Source organism: Actinospineispora eucalypti (assembly GCF_039543365.1).
Classification (GTDB): Bacteria; Actinomycetota; Actinomycetes; order Mycobacteriales; family Pseudonocardiaceae; genus Pseudonocardia; species Pseudonocardia eucalypti.
Genome location: NZ_BAABJP010000057.1, coordinates 47777 through 68356 on the forward strand (window position 1 = coordinate 47777; position 20580 = coordinate 68356).

The 20580-nt window shown below is 71.2% G+C and carries 20 protein-coding genes; 6 read left to right on the forward strand and 14 right to left on the reverse strand.

Features of this window, described 5'->3' with window-relative positions; translation table 11 throughout:
- Nucleotides 1-27: 27 nt before the first annotated feature.
- Nucleotides 28-603: a TetR family transcriptional regulator gene (locus ABEB12_RS37190; RefSeq protein ID WP_185060657.1), complete on the forward strand. Its 576-nt coding sequence runs from the start codon at nt 28-30 to the stop codon at nt 601-603.
- 50 nt (nt 604-653) lie between these two features.
- On the opposite strand, the gene ABEB12_RS37195 is transcribed toward ABEB12_RS37190, so the two are convergent.
- From ABEB12_RS37195 to ABEB12_RS37215, 5 genes are all read right to left on the reverse strand, one after another.
- Nucleotides 654-1775 (reverse strand): PIN domain-containing protein, encoded by a 1122-nt coding sequence (locus tag ABEB12_RS37195; RefSeq protein ID WP_345703479.1) that lies wholly within the window; start codon nt 1773-1775, stop codon nt 654-656.
- 698 nt (nt 1776-2473) lie between these two features.
- Nucleotides 2474-4411: an ABC transporter ATP-binding protein gene (locus ABEB12_RS37200; protein ID WP_425572310.1), complete on the reverse strand. Its 1938-nt coding sequence runs from the start codon at nt 4409-4411 to the stop codon at nt 2474-2476.
- Between the two features lie 107 nt (nt 4412-4518).
- A complete protein-coding gene (locus ABEB12_RS37205) occupies nt 4519-4878 on the reverse strand; it encodes a PLDc N-terminal domain-containing protein (protein ID WP_185060654.1) in 360 nt (119 codons plus the stop codon).
- A 120-nt stretch (nt 4879-4998) separates the two neighbouring features.
- The gene (locus tag ABEB12_RS37210) at nt 4999-5208 is read right to left on the reverse strand and encodes a helix-turn-helix domain-containing protein (RefSeq protein ID WP_185060653.1); all 210 of its coding nucleotides are present in this window, start codon (nt 5206-5208) and stop codon (nt 4999-5001) included.
- A 177-nt stretch (nt 5209-5385) separates the two neighbouring features.
- Complete coding sequence (locus ABEB12_RS37215; protein WP_185060652.1) at nt 5386-7014, reverse strand: ATP-binding cassette domain-containing protein; 1629 nt, start codon at nt 7012-7014, stop codon at nt 5386-5388.
- A 142-nt stretch (nt 7015-7156) separates the two neighbouring features.
- On the opposite strand from ABEB12_RS37215, the gene ABEB12_RS37220 reads away from it, so the two are divergent.
- The 4 genes from ABEB12_RS37220 to ABEB12_RS37235 are packed head-to-tail and all read left to right on the forward strand — an operon-like array spanning nt 7157 to nt 10719.
- Nucleotides 7157-7948 (forward strand): glucose 1-dehydrogenase, encoded by a 792-nt coding sequence (locus ABEB12_RS37220; protein ID WP_185060651.1) that lies wholly within the window; start codon nt 7157-7159, stop codon nt 7946-7948.
- A 15-nt stretch (nt 7949-7963) separates the two neighbouring features.
- Nucleotides 7964-9163, forward strand: a complete 1200-nt coding sequence (locus ABEB12_RS37225; RefSeq protein WP_345703480.1) for a lycopene cyclase family protein — start codon at nt 7964-7966, stop codon at nt 9161-9163.
- Nucleotides 9164-9202: 39 nt separating this feature from the next.
- Nucleotides 9203-9652, forward strand: a complete 450-nt coding sequence (locus ABEB12_RS37230; protein ID WP_185060650.1) for a universal stress protein — start codon at nt 9203-9205, stop codon at nt 9650-9652.
- On the forward strand, nt 9649-10719 hold the full coding sequence (locus tag ABEB12_RS37235) for an adenylate/guanylate cyclase domain-containing protein (protein ID WP_185060649.1): 1071 nt from the start codon (nt 9649-9651) through the stop codon (nt 10717-10719). Before ABEB12_RS37230 ends, ABEB12_RS37235 begins: the two co-directional genes overlap by 4 nt.
- Before the next feature lie 78 nt (nt 10720-10797).
- Here ABEB12_RS37235 and ABEB12_RS37240 read toward each other — a convergent pair whose 3' ends face one another.
- From ABEB12_RS37240 to ABEB12_RS37275, 8 genes are all read right to left on the reverse strand, one after another.
- Nucleotides 10798-11076 (reverse strand): WhiB family transcriptional regulator, encoded by a 279-nt coding sequence (locus ABEB12_RS37240; protein WP_185061359.1) that lies wholly within the window; start codon nt 11074-11076, stop codon nt 10798-10800.
- A 472-nt stretch (nt 11077-11548) separates the two neighbouring features.
- A complete protein-coding gene (locus tag ABEB12_RS37245; protein ID WP_185060648.1) occupies nt 11549-11938 on the reverse strand; it encodes an iron-sulfur cluster assembly protein in 390 nt (129 codons plus the stop codon).
- Entirely contained in the window at nt 11935-12399 is a 465-nt protein-coding gene (sufU, locus tag ABEB12_RS37250; protein WP_185060647.1) for a Fe-S cluster assembly sulfur transfer protein SufU, read from the reverse strand. Before sufU ends, ABEB12_RS37245 begins: the two co-directional genes overlap by 4 nt.
- Nucleotide 12400: 1 nt before the next feature.
- Entirely contained in the window at nt 12401-13669 is a 1269-nt protein-coding gene (locus tag ABEB12_RS37255; RefSeq protein ID WP_185060646.1) for a SufS family cysteine desulfurase, read from the reverse strand.
- Between the two features lie 26 nt (nt 13670-13695).
- The gene (sufC, locus tag ABEB12_RS37260; RefSeq protein WP_185060645.1) at nt 13696-14469 is read right to left on the reverse strand and encodes a Fe-S cluster assembly ATPase SufC; all 774 of its coding nucleotides are present in this window, start codon (nt 14467-14469) and stop codon (nt 13696-13698) included.
- 40 nt (nt 14470-14509) lie between these two features.
- Complete coding sequence (gene sufD / locus ABEB12_RS37265) at nt 14510-15715, reverse strand: Fe-S cluster assembly protein SufD (RefSeq protein WP_185060644.1); 1206 nt, start codon at nt 15713-15715, stop codon at nt 14510-14512.
- Entirely contained in the window at nt 15712-17151 is a 1440-nt protein-coding gene (sufB, locus tag ABEB12_RS37270) for a Fe-S cluster assembly protein SufB (protein ID WP_185060643.1), read from the reverse strand. Before sufB ends, sufD begins: the two co-directional genes overlap by 4 nt.
- Nucleotides 17148-17867: a helix-turn-helix transcriptional regulator gene (locus tag ABEB12_RS37275; RefSeq protein WP_345703481.1), complete on the reverse strand. Its 720-nt coding sequence runs from the start codon at nt 17865-17867 to the stop codon at nt 17148-17150. The genes sufB and ABEB12_RS37275 overlap by 4 nt, the downstream gene beginning before the upstream one ends.
- A 222-nt stretch (nt 17868-18089) precedes the next feature.
- Between ABEB12_RS37275 and mptB the strand changes: the two genes are divergently transcribed.
- On the forward strand, nt 18090-19601 hold the full coding sequence (gene mptB, locus ABEB12_RS37280) for a polyprenol phosphomannose-dependent alpha 1,6 mannosyltransferase MptB (protein WP_185060641.1): 1512 nt from the start codon (nt 18090-18092) through the stop codon (nt 19599-19601).
- A gap of 533 nt (nt 19602-20134) precedes the next feature.
- Here the strand turns inward: mptB and ABEB12_RS37285 are convergent.
- The gene (locus ABEB12_RS37285) at nt 20135-20548 is read right to left on the reverse strand and encodes a VOC family protein (protein ID WP_185060640.1); all 414 of its coding nucleotides are present in this window, start codon (nt 20546-20548) and stop codon (nt 20135-20137) included.
- Nucleotides 20549-20580 lie beyond the last annotated feature (32 nt).

The following is a 20580-nucleotide window of genomic DNA, read 5'->3' on the forward strand; positions in this document are numbered from 1 at the left end:
CGGCCTGTTAACGACTACGCTGGGTGGATGCCCCGCGTAAGCGCTGGCCACCTGGCCGCACGTCGCGAGCAGATCCTGGACGGTGCTCGCGCCTGCTTCAGCCGGTACGGCTACGAAGGTGCCACGGTCCGGCGGCTCGAAGAGGCCACCGGGCTGTCCCGGGGCGCCATCTTCCACCACTTCGGCGACAAGGACTCGCTGTTCCTCGAGCTGGCCCGGCAGGACTCCCGGCGGATGGCCCAGGTGGTCGCCGACCAGGGCCTGGTGCAGGTGATGCGGGACGTGCTCGCCGACGCCGCCCTCGGGGGCACCGGGATCAGCTGGCTGGGCACCCGGCTGGAGATCTCCCGGCGGCTGCGCACCGACCCGGCGTTCCGCGCCGACTGGGAGAAGCACTCCCGCGAGCTGACCGAGGCGGTGCAGGGCCGGCTGGAACGGCAGCGGCAGGCCGGCGTGGTCCGGCCGGACGTGCCGATCCCGGTGCTCACCCGCTACCTGGAGCTGGCCTTCGAGGGACTCATCTCACACCTGGCGATGGGCCTGCCCGCCGACGACCTGCGCTCCGCGCTGGACGTGGTGGAGAGCAGCGTCCGTCGAGGCTAGCGCGGAACGCGCTTGCTGAGCGTGCGCCCAGTTCGGCGCACGCGGGGGCACTAGCCGGGTTTGGTCACCCGGAGCAGGTAGTCGTCCGCGTCCTCGTCCCACTTCATGGTGATCAGGTCGCGCGCCCGGGCCGCCTTCGCGAAGGACAGGAAGCTGTTGAATCCGTAACGCTTCTCGCTGAACTCCGGCGCCCGCTTGCGCAGCTGGTTCTTCAACCCGCTGAGCTGAGGTGACGCGTCCGGCCCCTGGAGCTCGCCGACCACCTCGACCAGCAGCTCGAACGCGTCGTGGTCCGCCGACTCGTCCTCCGGGAAGGACACCTCGGGGTCGCCCTGCGCGGAGCCGGGGCGCAGCTGGACGACCCGCTGGCTCTCCAGGTTGCGCAGCAGCTCGCCGAACGCCCGGAAGCCGTGGTCGGCCTCGTCGAAGGTGGGGTCCTTGCGCAACACCGCCCGCTTGAGCCGGGAGGCGAGCACCGGGCCGTCGGTGAGCCGTTGCAGGCCGGTGAGCGTGCGCACCACCAGCTGGCCGACGTCCCCGTCCTCGGCCGGGCCGGCCGGTTCCTCCGCCGGGCCGGCCGGTTCCTCGGCCGGCAGGTCCGGCTTGATGTCCGCCTTCGGGTCGGTCTTCGGCTCCGGGTCGGCCTTCGCGTCCGGCGCGCGCCTGCGCCCGCGCCGGGGCCGGCTCACCGCGGGCTCGCCGATCAGCCGGTCGTAGAACAGGAACTCGTCGCAGGCCGGCGGCAACAGCGCCGACGTGGACGACTGAACCCCGATGCCAATCACCCGTTTGTCCAGTTCACGGAGCTTCTGCACCAGCGGGGTGAAGTCGGAGTCGCCGGTGCCGATGGCGAACGTGGTGACGAAGCCGCGCTCGTAGGCCAGCTCGATGGCGTCCACCGCCATTTTGATGTCCGCCGCGTTCTTGCGCGAGCCGCCGATCCGCTGGGGGATCTCGATCAGCTCCACGTTCGCCTTGGCCAGCAGCCGCCGGTCCGCCTCGAAGTAGGACCAGTCGGCGTAGGCCCGCCGGGCCACCACCCGGCCACGCTCGGCGAGCGCGTCGGCCACCGGGCCGAAGTCGAACGGGGACACCCCCAATCCGTCCCGCGCCCCGATGGCCAGGTTCTCGTAGTCCAGGAACAGCGCGATCCGCTCGTCATCGTTCGCCACCGTCGCAGCGTACGGGCCTCGGCCGGGCGCCGAAGGGCCCCGTCCGGTGATCGACGTCCCCGGCGGTCGCGCAGCGCTCAGCGCGGTCGAGCCGCCAGAGACAACGATCATCCGTGCCCGCCCGGCAACCGCATCGGGCAAGGCCTCCGGTTAGGTGGGTCGGCGCCGCTTTAGAGATCGGCTTGGACGGCCGCGGCCAGGACGGTCTCCCGCCGCTTGGGTGCGGCCGTCGAGTTGCGGCCGGCCACCTGGGCGCGGCCCTCACGTTACGGCCGGCCGCTTGAGTGCGATCCCTCGCGTTGCGGCCGGCCACCTAGGCGCAGCCCTCACGTTACGGCCGGCCACCTGGGCGCGGCCCTCGCGTTGCGGCCGGCCACCTAGGCGCGGCCGCTCGCGTCGCGGTTACGGACCGTGGTCGGTCTGCGGTTGGTCGGAGCGGTCGTCTTCCTCGAGTGCCAGCTCAGTCCGGTGGATTCCATGATCAAATCGGACTGAACCAGCACTCGGCGAGCGCGGCGGCGCGAACCCGCGACGAAGCCGCACTGGCCATCACGCTCCGTAGCGAGAGGGTCGCCGGCGCCCGCGCCCGGCGCAAGGGGCCGCACCCAAGCGGCGGGAGCCCGCCAGCCGCGGCCGTCCAAGCCGATCTTTAGACCGTCACCCACCCGCCTGAACGAAGACCGATTCCCACCGAGCCCTCAGGCCGCCGAGGCGCAGAGCTCCGGGCACCCCGCGACGGAAGCCCGGGCCTCCGCCGAGCCGGCGAACTGCCGCTCGTACAGCTCGGCGTACCGCCCGCCGGCGGCCAGCAGCTGCTCGTGGGTGCCCCGCTCCACGATCCGGCCGTGCTCCACCACCGCGATCAGGTCGGCGCCCCGGATGGTGGACAGCCGGTGCGCGATGACCAGTGCGGTGCGGCCGTGCAAGGCCTCGGCCAGGGCCTCCTGCACCGCCGCCTCGGAGTCGGAGTCCAGGTGCGCGGTGGCCTCGTCCAGCACCACCACCGCGGGCCGGGCCAGCAGCAGCCGGGCGATGGTCAGCCGCTGCCGCTCCCCGCCGGAAAGCCGGTAGCCGCGCTCGCCGACCACGGTGTCCAACCCGTCCGGCAGCGAGTCCAGCAGCTCACCCAGCCGGGCCCGGCGCATCGCCTCGACCAGCTCGGCGTCGGTGGCTTCGGGCCGCGCGTAGCGCAGGTTGGCCCGGATGGTGTCGTGGAAGAGGTGCCCGTCCTGGGTCACCACGCCGACCGCGTCCCGGATGGCCGGCATGGACAGATCCCGCACGTCCACCCCGGACAGCTCCACCGAGCCGCCGTCCACGTCGTACAGCCGCGGCACCAGGCCGGCCAGGGTGGACTTGCCGGCGCCCGAGGAACCGACCAGCGCGACCAGCGAGCCGGCCGGCACGTCCAGGTCGACGCCGTGCAGCACCTCCTCGCCGCCCCGGGAGTCCAGCGTGGCCACCTCCTCCAGCGAGGCCAGCGAGACCCGCGACGCGGCCGGGTAGCCGAACCGCACGTCCCGCAGCCGCACCGAGACCGGCCCCTCCGGCAGCTCCCTGGCGTCCGGCTTCTCGGTGATCATCGGCTTCAGGTCCAGCACCTCGAAGACCCGCTCGAAGGAGACCAGCGCGCTCATCACGTCCACCTTGGCGTTGGACAGCTGGGTGAGCGGGCCGTACAGCCGCGACAGCAGCAGCGCCAGGCTGACCACGGTGCCCGGGGCCACCCGCCCGGTGACCGCCAGGTACCCGCCCAACCCGTAGACCAGCGCCTGGGCCAGCCCGGAGGCCGAGGTGAGCAGGGTCAGGAACAACCGGGACACCATCGCGGTGCGCACCCCGATGTCCCGCACCCGCGACGCCTTGGCGGTGAAGTCGCCCAGCTCGCGGTCCGGCCGGCCGAACAGCTTCACCAGGGTCGCGCCGGGGGCGGAGAACCGCTCGGCCATCTGTGAGGTCATCGCCGCGTTCAGGTCGGCCGACTCGCGGCGCAGCCCGGCGATCAGGCCGCCCATCCGCCGCGCCGGCAGCACGAACACCGGCAGCAGCACCAGCGCGAACAGCGTCACCTGCCAGGCCAGCCCGATCATCACGGCCAGCGTGAGCACCAGCTGCAGCACGTTGGAAACCAGGCTGGCCAGGGTGTCGGTGATCGCCGACTGGGCGCCGATCACGTCGTTGTTCAGCCGGCTGACCAGTGCGCCGGTCCGGGTGCGGGTGAAGAACGCCACCGGCATCCGCTGCACGTGCCCGAACACCGCGCGGCGCAGGTCCAGGATCAGCCCCTCGCCGATCCGCGCCGACTGCCAGCGGGTGACCAGGCCGATCAGCGCGTCCAGAAGCGCCAGCCCGGCGATCACCAGGGCCAGCTGGATCACCGTGCCCGCCGCGTCCGACAACGACCCGGCTGTGCCGATGCTCGTTCCGCTGCCGCTGCTCTCGGCCACGATCACGTCCACCACCCGGCCGGCCAAGATGGGCGTGCCCACCCCGATCACCGCCGACACCATGGTGAACAACAGGAACACGACCAAGAGCCGCCGGTAGCCGGCGGCGAACCGGGCAACCCGGCGGACCGTGCCCTTGGTCACGCCCCGGTTGCCCAGCTCCCCCTTGCGGGCGACGGACTGCACCATCGCCCAACCGTTCACGCCCTCCATGGCGCCCTCGCTTCCTCGTCATCAGCCTCTTCGCTGATAACAAGTCTTCAACCTCAACTATTCTCGAGGTCAAGGGCGAGGTTTCAGGAGTCGTTCTCCCCGCGCGCCTTCCGGCGCTGTTCCTCCGCCCGCTCCCGGCATTTGCGCAGGAACTCGGCGTCGGATTCCGCATCGGGCGCGGCGAACCGGCCCGGGCGGTCGTACTCGGGGAACGCCGGCGCCGAGCGTTCGAGGCTCGTTCCCCTGGTCGAGCCGACCCGCCGAGGTCGGCCCACCGCCAGCCAGAGCACCGAACCGGCGAACGGCACGAACAGCACCAGCAACAGCCACAACAGCTTCGGCAGGTGCTGGCACTCGGATTCGTCGCGGGTAATCAGATCGGCCAGCGCGAAGATCCACAGCGCCAACCCGATGAGGCCGAGCAGACCACCGACCAACGGCACGTTTTCCCCCTAAGCCCACGCCACGCTTCGGCTGGCGGGCGCAGCTTACCGGTCCGTCTCGGTGATATACCGGCCTGGGCGGTGCCCCCCGACACCGCCTTAGCTCACCGCGAGGTGAGGCTACTTCTTCTTCGTGCGGGTAGCACCGCCTCGACCACGCAGCTGCACCCCGGTCTCGCTGAGCACCCGGTGCACAAATCCGTACGAGCGCCCGGTCTGCTCAGCCAGTGCCCGGATGCTCGCCCCCTTTTCGTACTTCTTCTTGAGATCGCTGGCTAACTTGTCCCGCTGGGTGCCAGTGATCCGCGCACCCTTCTTCAGGTCGGCCACGCGAGCGGCCCTCCTTCGCCGAATGGGGATCGTCCCTCCGGATCCCCGGTGGTCGACATGATGATCCACCAGACCCGATCAACGCCAGGAGATCCACATAAAGATCGGTGAACGGTTGCGCCAAATGGCTTTCGCGTCTGGGTGATCATCGTGCGCATTCGGGTGATCAGGTTGTGATCACGCCAGCGTGACGAGCTCCAGGTACTCCCCGGACCAGTGGTCCTCGGTGCCGTCCGGAAGCAGGATGACCCGCTCCGGGTTGAGTGCCTCCGCCGCGCCGGGATCGTGCGTGACCAGCACAACCGCGCCCTCGTAGCGGCGCAGCGCGTCCAGCACCTGCTCCCGGCTGACCGGGTCCAGGTTGTTCGTCGGCTCGTCCAGGAGCAACACGTTGGCCGCCGAAGAGACCAACCCGGCCAGGGCCAACCGGGTCTTCTCACCACCCGAGAGGGTGCCGGCCAGCTGGTCAAGCTGATCACCGGAGAACAGGAACGCGCCGAGCAGGGTGCGCAGCCGTTGCTCCGGCGCGTCCGGTGCGGCGTGCCGCACGCACTCCCAGACCGTGGCCTCCAGGTCCAGGGTGTCGTGCTCCTGGGCGTAGTAGCCCAGCCGCAGGCCGTGCCCGGCGACCACCTGGCCGGCGTCCGACTGCTCCTCCCCGGCCAGCAGCCGCAGCAAGGTGGTCTTGCCGGCGCCGTTCAGCCCGAGCACCACCACCCGGCTGCCCCGGTCGATGGCCAGGTCGACCCCGGCGAAGATCTCCAGCGAGCCGTACGACTTGGCCAGTCCCTCGGCGGTCAGCGGGGTGCGCCCGCAGGGCGCCGGCTCCGGGAAGCGGATCTTGGCGACCTTGTCGTTCTGCCTGGTCGGCTCCAGGTTGGCGATCATCGTGTCGGCCCGACGAGCCATGTTCTTCGCGGCCACCGCCTTGGTCGCCTTGGCGCCCAACTTGGCCGCCTGCAGGTGCAGCGCGGCGGCCTTCTTCTCCGCGTTGGCCCGCTCCCGGCGGCGGCGCTTCTCGTCCGTGGCCCGCGCCTCCTGGTAGCGCCGCCAGGACATGTTGTACGTGTCGATCTCGCCCCGGGTGGCGTCCAGGAACCAGACCTTGTTCACCACGGCCGCCAGCAGGTCGGTGTCGTGGCTGATCACCACCAGGCCGCCCTCGTGGCGCTGCAGGAAGCCGCGCAGCCAGACGATCGAGTCGGCGTCCAGGTGGTTGGTCGGCTCGTCCAGCAACAGCGTGGTGGCGGACCGGCCGTTCGCGCCCGCGTCGCTGGCCGCGTACAGGATGCGGGCCAGCTCCACCCGCCGGCGCTGCCCGCCGGACAGCGTGGCCAGGATCTGCTCCAGCACCCGGTCGGGCAGGCCGAGGTGGGCGCAGATGCGCGCGGCCTCGCTCTCCGCCGCGTAGCCGCCGAGCGCGGCGAACCGCTCCTCGATGCGCCCGTAGTCGCGTACCGCCTGGTCCCGCTCCGGGCCGTCCACCAGCTCGGCCATCGCGGTCTGCGCCTTCTCCATCTGGCGCAGCAGCTGGTCCAGCCCGCGCGCCGAGAGCACCCGGTCCTTCGCGGTCACCGAGAGGTCGCCCTCACGCGGGTCCTGCGGCAGGTAGCCGACGGCGCTGGAGGCGGTGGCCGAGCCGCCGTACGGCTGGCCCTCGCCGGCGAGCACCCGCATCGTGGTGGTCTTGCCGGCACCGTTGCGGCCGACCAGGCCGATCCGGTCGCCGGGGGCAACGCGCAGCGTGGCGCCGTCCAACAGGATCCGTGCACCAGCACGCAACTCGAGTTCGGTTGCGGTAATCATTCGGACGAGACACTCCCTCAGAGGTGGCGGACAGGTCTGATCGGCCCGCCCGCCGTAGCGGGTGGGCTACCCGGCCAGCTAGCTCGTCCGGACCACGCCTCCATTGTATGTGATGGGCCAACGGGAATTAGGCTCGGCAACCATGACCGCGCTCACCCAGGATCTTTCCGATCTCTCCGGCCGCGCCGCCCTGGTTACCGGGGCCAGCCGGGGCATCGGCTACGCCATCGCCGCCGAGCTCCTCGCCAGGGGCGCCTCGGTGACCATCACCGCCCGCAAGCCGGACGAGCTCGCCGAGTCCGTGCGCGCCCTGGCCGCCGATCAGGCCGACGGCGACGCGCGGGTGCTCGGCATCCCGGGCAACGCGGGCGACGAGGGCTCCCGTGAGGAGACCGTGGCGGAGGTCATGCGGAAGTTCGGCCGGCTGGACATCCTGGTCAACAACGCCGGGGTCAACCCGGTGTACGGCGCGCTGATGGAGGCCGACCTCGGCGCGGTCCGCAAGGTGTTCGACATCAACGTGGTCGCCGGGCTGGGTTTCCTGCAGCTGGCGCACAAGGCGTGGATGGGCGAACACGGCGGCTCGGTGGTGAACCTGTCCTCCACCGCCGCGCTCCGGTCCACCGGCGTGATCGGCGCCTACGCGGCCGCCAAGGCGGCCCTGGTCCGGCTGACCGAGGAGCTGGCCTGGCAGCTCGGCCCGGGTATCCGGGTGAACGCGGTGGCCCCGGCGGTGGTGAAGACCAAGTTCGCCACGGCGCTCTACGAGGGCCGCGAGGAGCAGGTGGCCAACGCCTACCCGATGAAGCGGCTGGGCTCCCCGGAGGACGTGGCCCGGCTGGTCGGCTTCCTGGTGTCGGACGCGGCGTCCTGGATCACCGGCGAGACCGTTCGGGTGGACGGCGGCATCCTGGCCACCGGCTCCCTGGGCTGAGCCGCTCTGGACGACGTGTTGGTGGTCGGCGGCGGGCCGGCCGGGCGGGCGGTGGCCGCCGCGTGCGGCGAGCGCGGGTTGCGCACCCGGCTGCTGGACCCGTCGCCGGGCCGGCCCTGGCCGGCCACCTACGGCTGCTGGCGCGACGAACTGCCGGCGTGGTTGCCACCGGACGTGCTGGCCGCCACCGCGCCGGCCACCGCGTTCGCCCGGAGGGAGCACCGGCTGGACCGCGACTACGCGGTGTTCGACGCCGCCGCGCTGCGCCGCGAGCTGGACGGACGGCTGGCCACGCACGGCGTACCGGTGGAACGCGGCCGGGCGCGGCCCTCCGACCTTCCGCCGGCCGGCGTGGTGATCGACGCCGGCGGCCACGGCCAGCCGCTTGCCATCTCGCGGGGCACGCGCGCGTGCACCGAGCAGACCGCCTTCGGCCTGGTGCTGCCGGCCGAGTTGGCCGAACCGCTGCGCCCCTCGGGCACGGCGGTGTTCATGGACTGGCGGCCCCCCGGGCCGCCCGTGAGTGAGGAGGATCGCTATAGCGTCACTCCGCACTCACGAGCCGTAGGCACGTTCCTTTACGCCGTGCCGCTGGACGGCGACCGGGTGCTGCTCGAGGAGACCTCCCTGGCCGCCCGGCCGGGCCTGGGCCCGGACGTGCTGGAGGCGAGGCTGCGCGCGCGGCTGGCCGGGCGCGGCATCCGGCCGCCGGACGGCGCGCCGCGTGAGCTGGTCCGGTTCCCGCTGGACCGGCCGAGACACCGGGCGCCCGGGGTGCTCGGGTTCGGCGCCGCCGCGCCGCTGACCCACCCGGCCACCGGTTACCAGCTGGCGGACGCGCTGCGCCTGGCTCCGGCCGTCGCGCAGGCGCTGACCGCGGGTCTCACCGAATCCCCGGCCAAGGCGTTGACCAGCGCGAACGCCCTGTTGTGGAGTCCGTCGGCCCGGCTCGCGCGGCAGCTGCGCCGGTACGGGCTCGAACTGATGCTGCGGCTGCCGCCGGCCGACCTGCCCGCGTTCTTCGAGGCGTTCTTCGGCCTGCCGGCGCGCGACCGGTGGACGTTCCTGGGTGGCCGGGACCGCCCGGCCGGCTGCGCGCTGGCCATGGCGCGGGTGTTCGGCAAGGTCGACCGGGCGACCAAGCTTCGCCTGATTGGGTCATCATTGCTGGTCAGCCCACCTCCCGGTGTCCACGAATGGAGCAGCGTGGGGTAGCGTCCGGCCCCGAGCGAAAACATGAGAGGGAGGCTCCCCATGGGCTCCTATGCGAAGGTCCTTGTCGGCTCCGACGGCTCGGCGACCTCACTGCTCGCGGTGGACCGGGCCGGCGCGCTGGCCGGCGACGCCAACGCCGAGCTGATCATCGTGTGCGCCTACGAGCCGGCCAGCAAGACCGAGGTACAGGCCGCCGCCGAGGTGCTCAAGGACGAGGCCTACCAGGTGGTCGGCTCCGCCCCGGCCGAAAGCGTGCTGCGGGACGCCGCCGACCGCGCCCGTTCGGCCGGCGCCAGCAAGGTCGAGACCCTGGCCATCCAGGGCCCGCCGGTGGACGTGCTGGACCAGGCGGTCGCGGACACCGGGGCGAACCTGCTGGTCGTGGGCAACGTCGGCCTGAACACCCTGACCGGGCGCATCCTCGGTTCGGTGCCGCAGAGCGTGGCCCGCCGCTCCGGCGTGGACGTGCTCATCGTTCATACTTCGTGACCGAAGGCGGCACCGAGCGCGATCGGGTCTGGCTGGACAGCCTGGCCCAGCTGTTCGGATTCGGCCGCCGAGGCACGGACGTCGAGCCGGACGCGGAGGACACCTCCGCGTTGTACCGGCGGGTCGAGGAGCTGATCCTCGGTGGTCCCCGCCGGTACACCCGGCACGAGCTGGTCAAGGACACCGGCTACTCGCTGGAGCAGGCCGCGCGGCTGTGGCGCGCCATGGGTTTCCCCGAGGTCGGCGACGACGAGGCGGTGTTCACCGAGGGCGACCGGCAGGCCATCGTGAACCTGGCCGAACTGCACGCGGCCGGCCCCATCTCGCCGGACGTCGAGGAGGCGGCCAGCCGGGCCACCGGCCAGGCCATGGCCGGGCTGGCCGACTGGCAGGTGGAGATGGTCTACCAGCTGGTCGACCAGCGGGGCCGTGGGCTGTCCGGCGAGGACCTGCTGGACGTGGGCAACCGGGTGTTGCCGCTGCTCGAGATGATGCAGACCTACGTGTGGCGCAGGCACCTCGCGGCCGCCGCCGGGCGGCTGCCCACCGCGCTGCTCGACGAGTCGCACACCCAGACGCTGACCGTCGGCTTCGTCGACCTGGTCGGGTTCAGCCGGGCCACCCGGCGGTTGAACCCCGCCCAGCTCACCGAGCTGATCGAGGGCTTCCAGCGGATCGCCAGCGACGTGGTGGCCGCCTACCACGGCCGGGTGGTGAAGACCGTCGGTGACGAGGTGCTGTTCGTGGCCGACCAGCCGGCGGTCGGCGCGGAGATCGCGCTGCGCCTGCTGGACCGGCTGACCGAGGCGGACGGGTTGCCGGACGTGCGGATCGGGTTGGCCGAAGGTCAGGTGGTGGCCCGGTTCGGGGATGTCTACGGCGAGGTGGTGAACATTGCCGCCCGGCTGACCGCGCGCGCCCAGCCGGGCACGATCCTGGTGGACCACAACCTGGGCTCCTCCCTGGGCGGGGACGAGCGGTTCGAGCTCGTTCACCACCAGTGGCTCAGCGTGCGCGGCTACCGCAGCCTGGAGGCGTGGGGCCTCCGCCGGCCCCTGTCCCGGTGAAGCCGGGCATGGTCGGGCGCCCAGTTTGGCGCCCGACGGAGACACGGGCCGGCCGCCCCCGGGTGATCCCTTCTCCCCTCAGGCGACGGTGGGCTGGTCGGTGTCCCGGACCTTGGCCGGGCGGCCCCGGCCCCGCTTGAACGGGATGGTCCGGCCCCGCTCGAAGATCTCGCCACCCCAGACGCCCCACGGCTCACGCCGCTCCAGCGCCCCGGCCAGGCACTGCTGGCGGATCGGGCACTGCTGGCAGAGCGCCTGGGCGCGGTCCAGCTGCGCCGGGCGCTCGGCGAACCACAGGTCGGCATCCTCACCCCGGCAGGGCAGTTGCACATCCGCGCTCGGCGCCGCGGCAAGCATCGCACCGAGATCGGGCACGAATGTGCAGTCCGAGATCGCGGGCGTCGCGGGCCTCGGGTCCGGTGGACTCTGCACGACGTACACGGTTTATTACCCCCTCGCTTCGGCGAACGGACGCATCCGTTCAGGTACCGAGCCTGCCTTGCGAGGCGTGGGAAATCGTCCCTCCGACGGACCGATCCATCTCCTTCTAAAGGTGGACACCGAACACGCCTAAAAGAGTGGGCCGATGGTGTCCGGATCAGTGATCGTCCGTTGTCCTGCGGAAACGCCGGAAGACGGAAGCTACGGAGGTAGTACCGCCGAAGTAGGTTGGAGATTAACAGCACACCCGACGACGTCCAACGTCTTATATTCCTGCTGATCTAGAGGTAATCAAATCCACACATTGAAGATTCAATAAAAACCGCCGCATACCTCCCGAGGTATGCGGCGGTTCAAGATCGCGCCGAGTAGTACTCCGGTACTGGGGTCAGACGGTGAACCCGAGGGCCCGGAGCTGTTCGCGGCCGTCCTCGGTGATCTTGTCCGGCCCCCACGGCGGCATCCACACCCAGTTGATCTTCACGTCGTCCACCAGGCCGCCGCCCGGGGAGTTCACCAGCGCCGCCCGGGTCTGGTCTTCGATCACGTCGGTCAGCGGGCAGGCCGCCGAGGTCAGCGTCATGTCCACCACGGCCGTGCGCCCGCCGTCCACGCGGATGTCGTACACCAGGCCCAGGTCGACCACGTTGATGCCGAGCTCGGGGTCGACCACGTCGCGCATGGCCTCTTCCAGGTCGTCCTTGCTGGGCTCGTCCGCCCGCTGGGCGGGGGGCTCGGGCATCCCGGCGGCGCCCCGCACCACTTCTGCGTCAGTCATCGGTTCGCTCCGTTCGCTTCCGCTCCGCCATCGGTTACCCGCGCCACGGCGTCCTTGAACGCCATCCAGCCCAGCAGCGCGCACTTGACCCGGGCCGGGTACTTCGCCACGCCGGCAAAGGCGACACCGTCTCCCAGCACGTCCTCGTCCGGTTCGACGGTCCCTCGACTCTGCACCATCTCCTGGAACGCGTCCAGGATGCGCATCGATTCCTCGACGCTCCGGCCGACCACCAGGTCGGTGAGCACCGAGGTGGCCGCCTGGCTGATCGAGCAGCCCAGCGTCTCGTGGGATACCTCGGCGATGGTGTCTTCCTTGACGACCACCCGAAGCGTCACCTCGTCGCCGCAGGTGGGGTTGATCTGGAAGGACTCCCCGTCGAACGGCTCCCGCAGCCCGGCGCCGTGCGGGTTGCGGTAGTGGTCCAGGATGATCTCCTGGTACATCTGGCTGAGTTGCACGTCAGGCCGTCCCGAAGAACTTCTGCGCCGCGCGCACGCCCTCCACCAGGGCGTCTACCTCGGCCGGCGTGTTGTACACGTGGAACGACGCGCGCACCGTCGCCGCCGTGCGGAACCGCCGGTGCAGCGGCCAGGCGCAGTGGTGACCCACCCGCACCGCCACGCCCCGGTCGTCCAGCACCTGGCCCACGTCGTGGGCGTGGATGCCGTCCACCACGAACGACACCGCGCCGCCCCGGTCCACCAGGTCGGTGGGGCCGACGATGCGCACGCCCTCCACGCCGGCCAAACCGGTCAGCGCGGCCTCGGTCAGCTCGCGCTCGTGCGCCGCCACCTCGGCCATGCCCAGCTCGTTCAGGTAGTCCACGGCGGCGGCCAGGCCGACCGCCTGCGAGGTCATCGGCACGCCGGCCTCGAACCGCTGCGGCGGCGGGGCGTAGGTCGAGCCCTCCATCCGCACCAGCTCGATCATCGAGCCGCCGGTGAGGAACGGCGGCATCGCGGCGAGCAGCTCCTCCCGCCCGTACAGCACGCCGACCCCGGACGGGCCGAGCATCTTGTGCCCGGAGAACGCGGCGAAGTCCACGTCCAGCTCGCGCAGGTTGACCGGCGCGTGCGGCACCGACTGGCAGGCGTCCAGCACGGTCAGCGCGCCCACCCGGCGGGCCCGGCGGACCAGCTCGTCCACCGGGTTCACCGTGCCCAGCACGTTGGACTGGTGCACGAACGCGACCAGCTTGGTGCGCTCGGTGATCGGGTCGGCGTCGGCGGACAGGTCCAGCCGGCCGTCCTCGGTGACCTGGAACCAGCGCAGCGTGGCCCCGGTGCGCCGGCACAGCTCCTGCCAGGGCACCAGGTTGGCGTGGTGCTCCATCTCGGTGATGACGATCTCGTCACCGGGCTGCAGCGCGAACCGGGCGGCGGCCGGCTCGGAACCGATCACGCCGGCGTTGCTCATCGCGTACGCCACCAGGTTGATGCCCTCGGTGGCGTTCTTGGTGAACACCACCTCGCCCGGCTCCACGCCGACGAACCCGGCGATCCGCGCGCGGGCCGACTCGTAGGCGTCGGTGGCCTCCTCGGCCAGCTGGTGCGCCCCCCGGTGCACGGCCGCGTTGTGCTGCTCCAGGAATGCCCGCTCCGCGTCCAGCACCTGGCGCGGCCGTTGCGAGGTCGCCCCGGAGTCCAGGTAGACCAGCGGGCGGTCCTCCCGGACCGTGCGGGACAGCAGGGGAAAGTCCTTCCGCAGCTTGACGACGTCGAGTGTCATCTGCGCCTCCCTTCCGGCGGACCGGGCTACTGTGCCGCCGCCGGCTGGGTGAAGCGCACGTAGCCGTGCTCCTCCAGCTCGTCGGCCAGCTCGGCCCCGCCGGAGGCGACGATCCGCCCACCGGCGAACACGTGCACCACGTCCGGCGTGATGTGCCGCAGGATCCGGGTGTAGTGGGTGATCAGCAGCACGCCGACGTCACCGGAGGCCCGGAAGCGGTTGATGCCCTCGGAAACCACCCGCAGCGCGTCCACGTCCAGGCCGGAGTCGGTCTCGTCCAGCACCGCGATCTTCGGCTTGAGCAGCGACAGCTGCAGCACCTCGTGCCGCTTCTTCTCGCCGCCGGAGAAGCCCTCGTTCACGCTGCGCTCGGCGAACGCCGGGTCGATCTCCAGGTCGGCCATCGCCTGCTTGACCTCTTTGACCCAGTGCCGCAGCTTCGGCGCCTCGCCGCGCACCGAGGTGGCCGCGCTGCGCAGGAAGTTGGACATGGAAACGCCGGGCACCTCCACCGGGTACTGCATGGCCAGGAACAGGCCCAGGCGGGCGCGCTCGTCGACGCTCAGCGACAGCACGTCGGTGCCGTCCAGCAGCACCTCGCCGGAGGTGATCTCGTACTTGGGATGGCCGGCGATGGCGTAGGCCAGGGTGGACTTGCCGGACCCGTTGGGACCCATGATGGCGTGCGTCTCGCCGGACCGGACCGTCAGGTCGACGCCGCGCAGGATCTGCTTGGCCTCGTCGCTGTTGGACCCGCCCCGCACTTCGACGTGCAGGTCCTTGATCTCCAGGGTGGACATTTGTGGTGGTAGCTCCAGTTTGTGGTGGGAAGGTCTTGGTCTAGCTGGCGCTGGCCGTGTCGATGGCCGCGAGCTCTTCTTCAACGGCGGCCTCCAGGCGTTCCCGGACCGCCGGCACGGAGATCTTGTTGATGATCTCGTTGAAGAACCCGCGCACCACCAGCCGGCGCGCGACCGCCTCCGGGATGCCCCGGGAGCGCAGGTAGAACAGCTGCTCGTCGTCGAACCGGCCGGTGGCGCTGGCGTGGCCGGCGCCGGCGATCTCGCCGGTCTCGATCTCCAGGTTGGGCACCGAGTCGGCCCGGGCGCCCTGCGAGAGCAGCAGGTTGCGGTTCAGCTCGAAGGTCTCCGTGCCCTCGGCCTCGGCCCGGATCAGCACGTCGCCGATCCACACCGTGTGCGCGTCGTCGCCCTGCAGCGCGGACTTGTAGACCACGTTGGACCGGCAGTGCGGCACCGCGTGGTCCACCAGCAGCCGGTGCTCCAGGTGCTGGCCGGCGTCGGCGAAGCTCAGCCCGGTCAGCTCGGCGTCCCCGCCCGGGCCGGCGAAACGCACCGTCGGGCTGATCCGGACCAGGTCGCCGCCCAGGCTCACCGTGGTGGCCCGCAGCGTGGCGTCCCGGCCGACCAGCAGGTGCTGCGCGCCCACGTGCACGCCGTCCGCCGCCCAGTCGTCGATCACCACCAGGGTGAGGTGCGCACCGTCGGCCAGCACCACCTCGACGTTGTCGGCCACGGTGCCGGCACCGGTGTAGTCCAGTACGACCACGGCCTCGGCGTGCTGGTTGGCCCGCAGCTGCAGGTGGGCCAGCGCGGTCCTGCCCTCGCCCGGCCCGGCCACGGTCACCGTCACCGGCTCGGCCAGTTGGCCGTCCAGCGTGACCAGCGTGGCCGAGGGGGCGCCGGACCAGGCCAGCGCGGCCACCCGGTCGGCCGGGGCACCGCCCTCACCGAACCGGGGATCGGCGGCCGGGTCGGCGGCGGGCGCGGTCTCCACGGTGACGCCGTCGACCGGGGTGACCTGGATCGCCGCCTCGCCGTCGACCGACGCGGATCCGTTGTGCAGGCCGCGCAGCCGGCGCATGGGGGTGAAGCGCCAGTTCTCCTCGCGGCCGCTCGGCACCTCGAAGGCCTCGACGTCGTACGCGGTGAACCGCTCCCCGGCCGAGCCCATCGGCACCACGCCGGAGCCTTCCTTCGCCCCGGCCAGCTCGGGAGCCAGCCCAGCAACTTCCTGGGACGTCATCCGACGGAACCCTCCATCTGCAGCTCGATCAGCCGGTTGAGCTCCAGCGCGTACTCCATGGGCAGTTCCCGAGCGATCGGCTCGACGAACCCACGCACCACCATGGCCATCGCCTCGTCCTCGGTGAGACCCCGGCTCATCAGGTAGAAGAGCTGGTCCTCGCTCACCTTGGACACCGTGGCCTCGTGACCCATGGTCACGTCGTCGGTGCGGATGTCGTTGTACGGGTAGGTGTCACTGCGGCTGATGGTGTCGACCAGCAGGGCGTCGCACTTGACCGTCGAGCGCGAGTGGTGCGCCCTCGGGTTGACCCGCACCAGACCCCGGTACGAGGTACGGCCGCCGCCCCTGGCCACGGACTTGGAAATGATCGTGGAGCTGGTGTGCGGCGCCAGGTGGGTCATCTTGGCGCCGGCGTCCTGGTGCTGGCCCTCGCCGGCGAACGCGATGGACAGGACCTCGCCCTTGGCGTGCTCGCCCATCAGCATCACGGCCGGGTACTTCATGGTCACCTTGGAGCCGATGTTGCCGTCCACCCATTCCATGGTGGCGCCGGCCTCGGCCTTGGCCCGCTTGGTGACCAGGTTGTACACGTTGTTGGACCAGTTCTGGATCGTGGTGTAGCGGCAGCGGCCGCCCTTCTTCACCACGATCTCCACCACGGCGGAGTGCAGCGAGTCGGACGAGTAGATCGGCGCCGTGCAGCCCTCCACGTAGTGCACGTAGGCGTCCTCGTCCACGATGATCAGGGTCCGCTCGAACTGGCCCATGTTCTCCGTGTTGATCCGGAAGTAGGCCTGCAGCGGGATGTCCACGTGCACGCCCGGCGGAACGTAGATGAACGAACCACCGGACCAGACCGCGCCGTTCAGGGCGGAGAACTTGTTGTCCCCGTGTGGGATCACCGAGCCGTAGTACTCCCGGAACAGCTCCGGCTGCTCGCGCAGCGCGGTGTCGGTGTCCAGGAAGATGACGCCCTTCTCCTCCAGGTCCTCGCGGATCTGGTGGTAGACGACCTCGGACTCGTACTGCGCGGCCACGCCGGCGACCAGCCGAGCCTTCTCCGCCTCCGGGATGCCCAGCTTGTCGTAGGTGTTCTTGATGTCCTCGGGCAGGTCCTCCCAGGACCCGGCCTGCTTCTCGGTGGAGCGCACGAAGTACTTGATGTTGTCGAAGTCGATGCCGGACAGGTCGGCACCCCAGTGCGGCATCGGCTTGCGGTCGAACAGGCCGAGTGCCTTGAGCCGGCTCTGCAGCATCCATTCCGGCTCGCTCTTCTTCGCCGAGATGTCCGCGACCACCTCGGCGGAGAGGCCCCGCCGGGCGCTCGCGCCGGCCTCGTCGGAGTCCGCCCAGCCGAAGGCGTAGCGACCCAGGGAGTCGATCGTCTCTTCCTGCGTCATCGGCTCGACGGCCCGCTCAGGAGCGGTAGTCATACGCGCTGCCTCCCTTTCGGGATGGTTGTGGTGGATTTTCGGGAACCGGTCTCAGCGACGCCGAGCGGTACGTGGGTGGTGCACGCGGCGTCGCCGCGGGCAATGGTGGCCAGGCGCTGCACGTGGGTGCCGAGCAGCTCGGCGAACGCGACCGTCTCCGCCTCGCACAGCTGCGGGAACTCGGCGGCCACGTGGGCCACCGGGCAGTGGTGCTGGCAGAGCTGCTCGCCGTTGCCGGTGCGCTTGGCCCCCGCCGCGTAGCCCTGCGCGGTGAGCGCGGCGGCCAGCGCGGCGGCCCGGTCCGCGACCGAGCCACCGGCGGTGATCGACTCGCGGTGCCGTTCCACCAGGTCGGCGGCCCGCCGCTCGGCGAACGTGCGCACCGCCGCCGGGCCGACCGTCTCGGCCAGGTAGCGCAGGGCGGCCACGGCCAGGTCGTCGTAGCCGTGCCCGAACCGGACCCGGCCGGCCTCGGTGAGCAGGAACAGCTTGGCCGGCCGGCCGCGCCCCCTGCGGCCCCGCCGGGGCGCGTCCCTGGTGGTCGCCTCGCCGTGCGCGATCAGCGCGTCCAGGTGCCGGCGCACCGCCGGCGCGGACAGCTTCAGCTCGGCCGCGACCTCGGCGGCGGTCACCGGGCCGTGCTCGAGCAGCAACCGGGCCACCTCGATCCGGGTGCCGCCCTCGCCGGCCGAGGCGCGGGGGCCGACCCCGGGCACGGCGGACTCCGGCGACGGCTCGTGAACCGTTGCCTGGGAAGTCCCGGCGGTTTTCACAACACCAGTGTTGCGTATTTCCGGGACGAGGTCCAAACCCGGCCCGCCTTGGGTGACCGGGCTCACCCGACACTCACCCGACCGAGCCACCCGGAGGTGGCGGACGGCCCAGTCCGGCTGACCCGATCTCCGGGCCGTTCGGGCACTGCCATAACCTTTCTGAGCATGGCGGCGCCCGAACTGAGCACCACCCCGCCGGTGGCGCCTACCCCCCTGCCGGTGACTACCGAGGAGCACCTGCGCCGGGCCCACATGGTGCGCCGGTTCGGTATGACCGGCGCACTGCTGATGGCCATCGGCTCACTCGGCGCGGGCGCCCTGCCCGTGCCCAACCCGGCCTTCGGCCTGCGCCTGCTCGGGCTGCCCTCGCGCAATGCCACGGTGTCCATCGCCATCACCTACGCCGGCATGGCCATGGTGGTGCTCGGCTGGCTGTGGCTGGGCCGGATGCTCAAGCGGGACCAGAACGGCGGCGCCCCGCTGCCCCGGGGGTTCATCACCCGCACCATGACGCTGTGGGCGCTGCCGCTGTTCGCCGCGCCCCCGCTGTTCAGCAAGGACGTCTACAGCTACCTGGCGCAGAGCGCCATCGCGGCCCGGGGCCTCGACCCCTACCTGCTCGGGCCGGCCGACGCGCTGGGCGTGGACGACCCGCTCACCCGCAGCATCCCCACCATCTGGCGACCCACGCCGGCCCCCTACGGGCCGCTGTTCCTCTGGCTGGGCAAGGGCATCACGTACCTCACCGGGAACGACGTGGTGCTGGGCATCTTCGCCCACCGGATCCTCGCCCTCATCGGGCTGGCCGGCATCTGGTGGGCGCTGCCCCGGCTGGCCAAGCGGCTGCGGCTGGATCCCCGGTCCGCGCTGTGGCTGGGCGTTGCCAACCCGCTGGTGCTGTTCCACCTGTTCAGCGGGGTGCACAACGAGGCGCTGATGCTCGGCCTGATGCTCACCGGCCTGGAACTGGGCCTCTCCCGGTCCTGGGTGGTCGGTACGGTGCTGATCACGCTGGCCGCCGGGGTGAAGCTGCCCGCGCTGCTCGCGCTGGGCTTCCTGGGCATGGGTCTGGCCCGGGAACGCGGCGGCCGGTTCTTCGACGTGGCCAAGATGGGCTCCGGGATGGCGGTGGTCGCCGGGGCGGTGATGGCCGGGGTGTCCTACGGCACCGGTCTGGGCCTGGGCTGGATAAACACGCTGGACGTGCCGACGCTGATCCGCAGCTGGGTGTCCATCAGCACCGACCTCGGCGTGCTCGGCGGGCAGCTGGGCATCCTGACCGGGATGGGCAACCACACCGACCAGATCCTCACCCTGACCAGGAGCGCGGGCGGCCTGCTCGCCGGGATCATCTGCCTGTGGCTGCTGTTCGGCACCCTGCGCGGCCGGATCGACCCGGTCACCGGGGTCGGCTGCGGCCTGGGCGCGGTGGTGCTGCTCAGCCCGACCGTGCACCCGTGGTACCTGCTGTGGGCGGCCATCCCGCTGGCCGCATCCACCGCCCGGATCCGGTACCGGCGGCTGGCGGTGGCCGGCTCCGCGATCGTCGCGCTGCTGGTGCCGCCCACCGGTGCGGACTTCGCGTTCCGGGCCTACCAGCTGCCCATGGCCATCATCGCCGGCGTGGTGATCCTGTTCATCCCGCTCTACCTGGTCCGCCACCGCATCCCGCGTTAGTCCCCGTCGGCGGCTGCCTGGCGGCCCGCAAACCGCCACCAGGTCATGATGATCATGAACTGACACTACCCGTCACTGTGGTTGCACAACGGGAACACTCGAGGGCTTCGATGGCCTGACGCCGCATAGGAAACTGTGACGCCGGCATGTGGTGCGGGCTGTGCGGCGTCAGAGTGGACAGTGCACCACGTCCCATCCGTCATAGCGCTGCACGGCTCCGTTCCGAGATTCGCACCGTCGGTCACGTGCCGTCACGCTGGCAAGGTGGCGGTGGGGCTGGTTTGCGGGCGCCTCCATCCACATCGACACCAGTCTGGTCCAGCCGTGATCGAACCAGGCTGACGTCGGTGTCGATGGAGCGACCGGGACCGGGCGTCCATTCAAACGTCACACAACGTGACATTTGCGGCGAGGAACCCGCCGGAACGCCACGGACGGCACCGGAGCCGTGGAAGACCAGCCGGGCCGCGCCGTCCAAGCCATCGGGAAATTCCAGTCACCCGTCAAACCGGCAGTAACAACGATTCGCGAAATCAGTGCATCCAGGGTGAGTAGCCGACGCCGACGATGACGTTGTCCTCGGTGATCACCCTGGCGATGGTCTGGCCCCACGGTTCGGTGCGTACCGGGTGCAGCAGCGGGTAGCCGTGCTCCTCCAGCTCCCGGCCCGCCGCTTCGACCGCCGCCTCGCCGGCCACCTCGAACTCCACGCAGGCCTGCGGGCGCGGGCGGTCGGCGGGCCACTCGGTGGTGCCGAAGCAGGCCTGGGCCGCCTGTTCCAACGGCCAGACCCCGAAGTGCTTGCTGCCCGCGATCTCCTCGCTGAAGTAGTACTCGTCACCTTCGTGGCGCCGCAGCGGCAGCCCCAGGACGTCCACGAACAGCCGGCGGCTCGCCACGGGGTCCGGCGCGACGACCGCCATGCTGGCTACAAAGAGAATCTCCATGCGGGAATCCTGCCGTGATCCCGCCGGGGGCG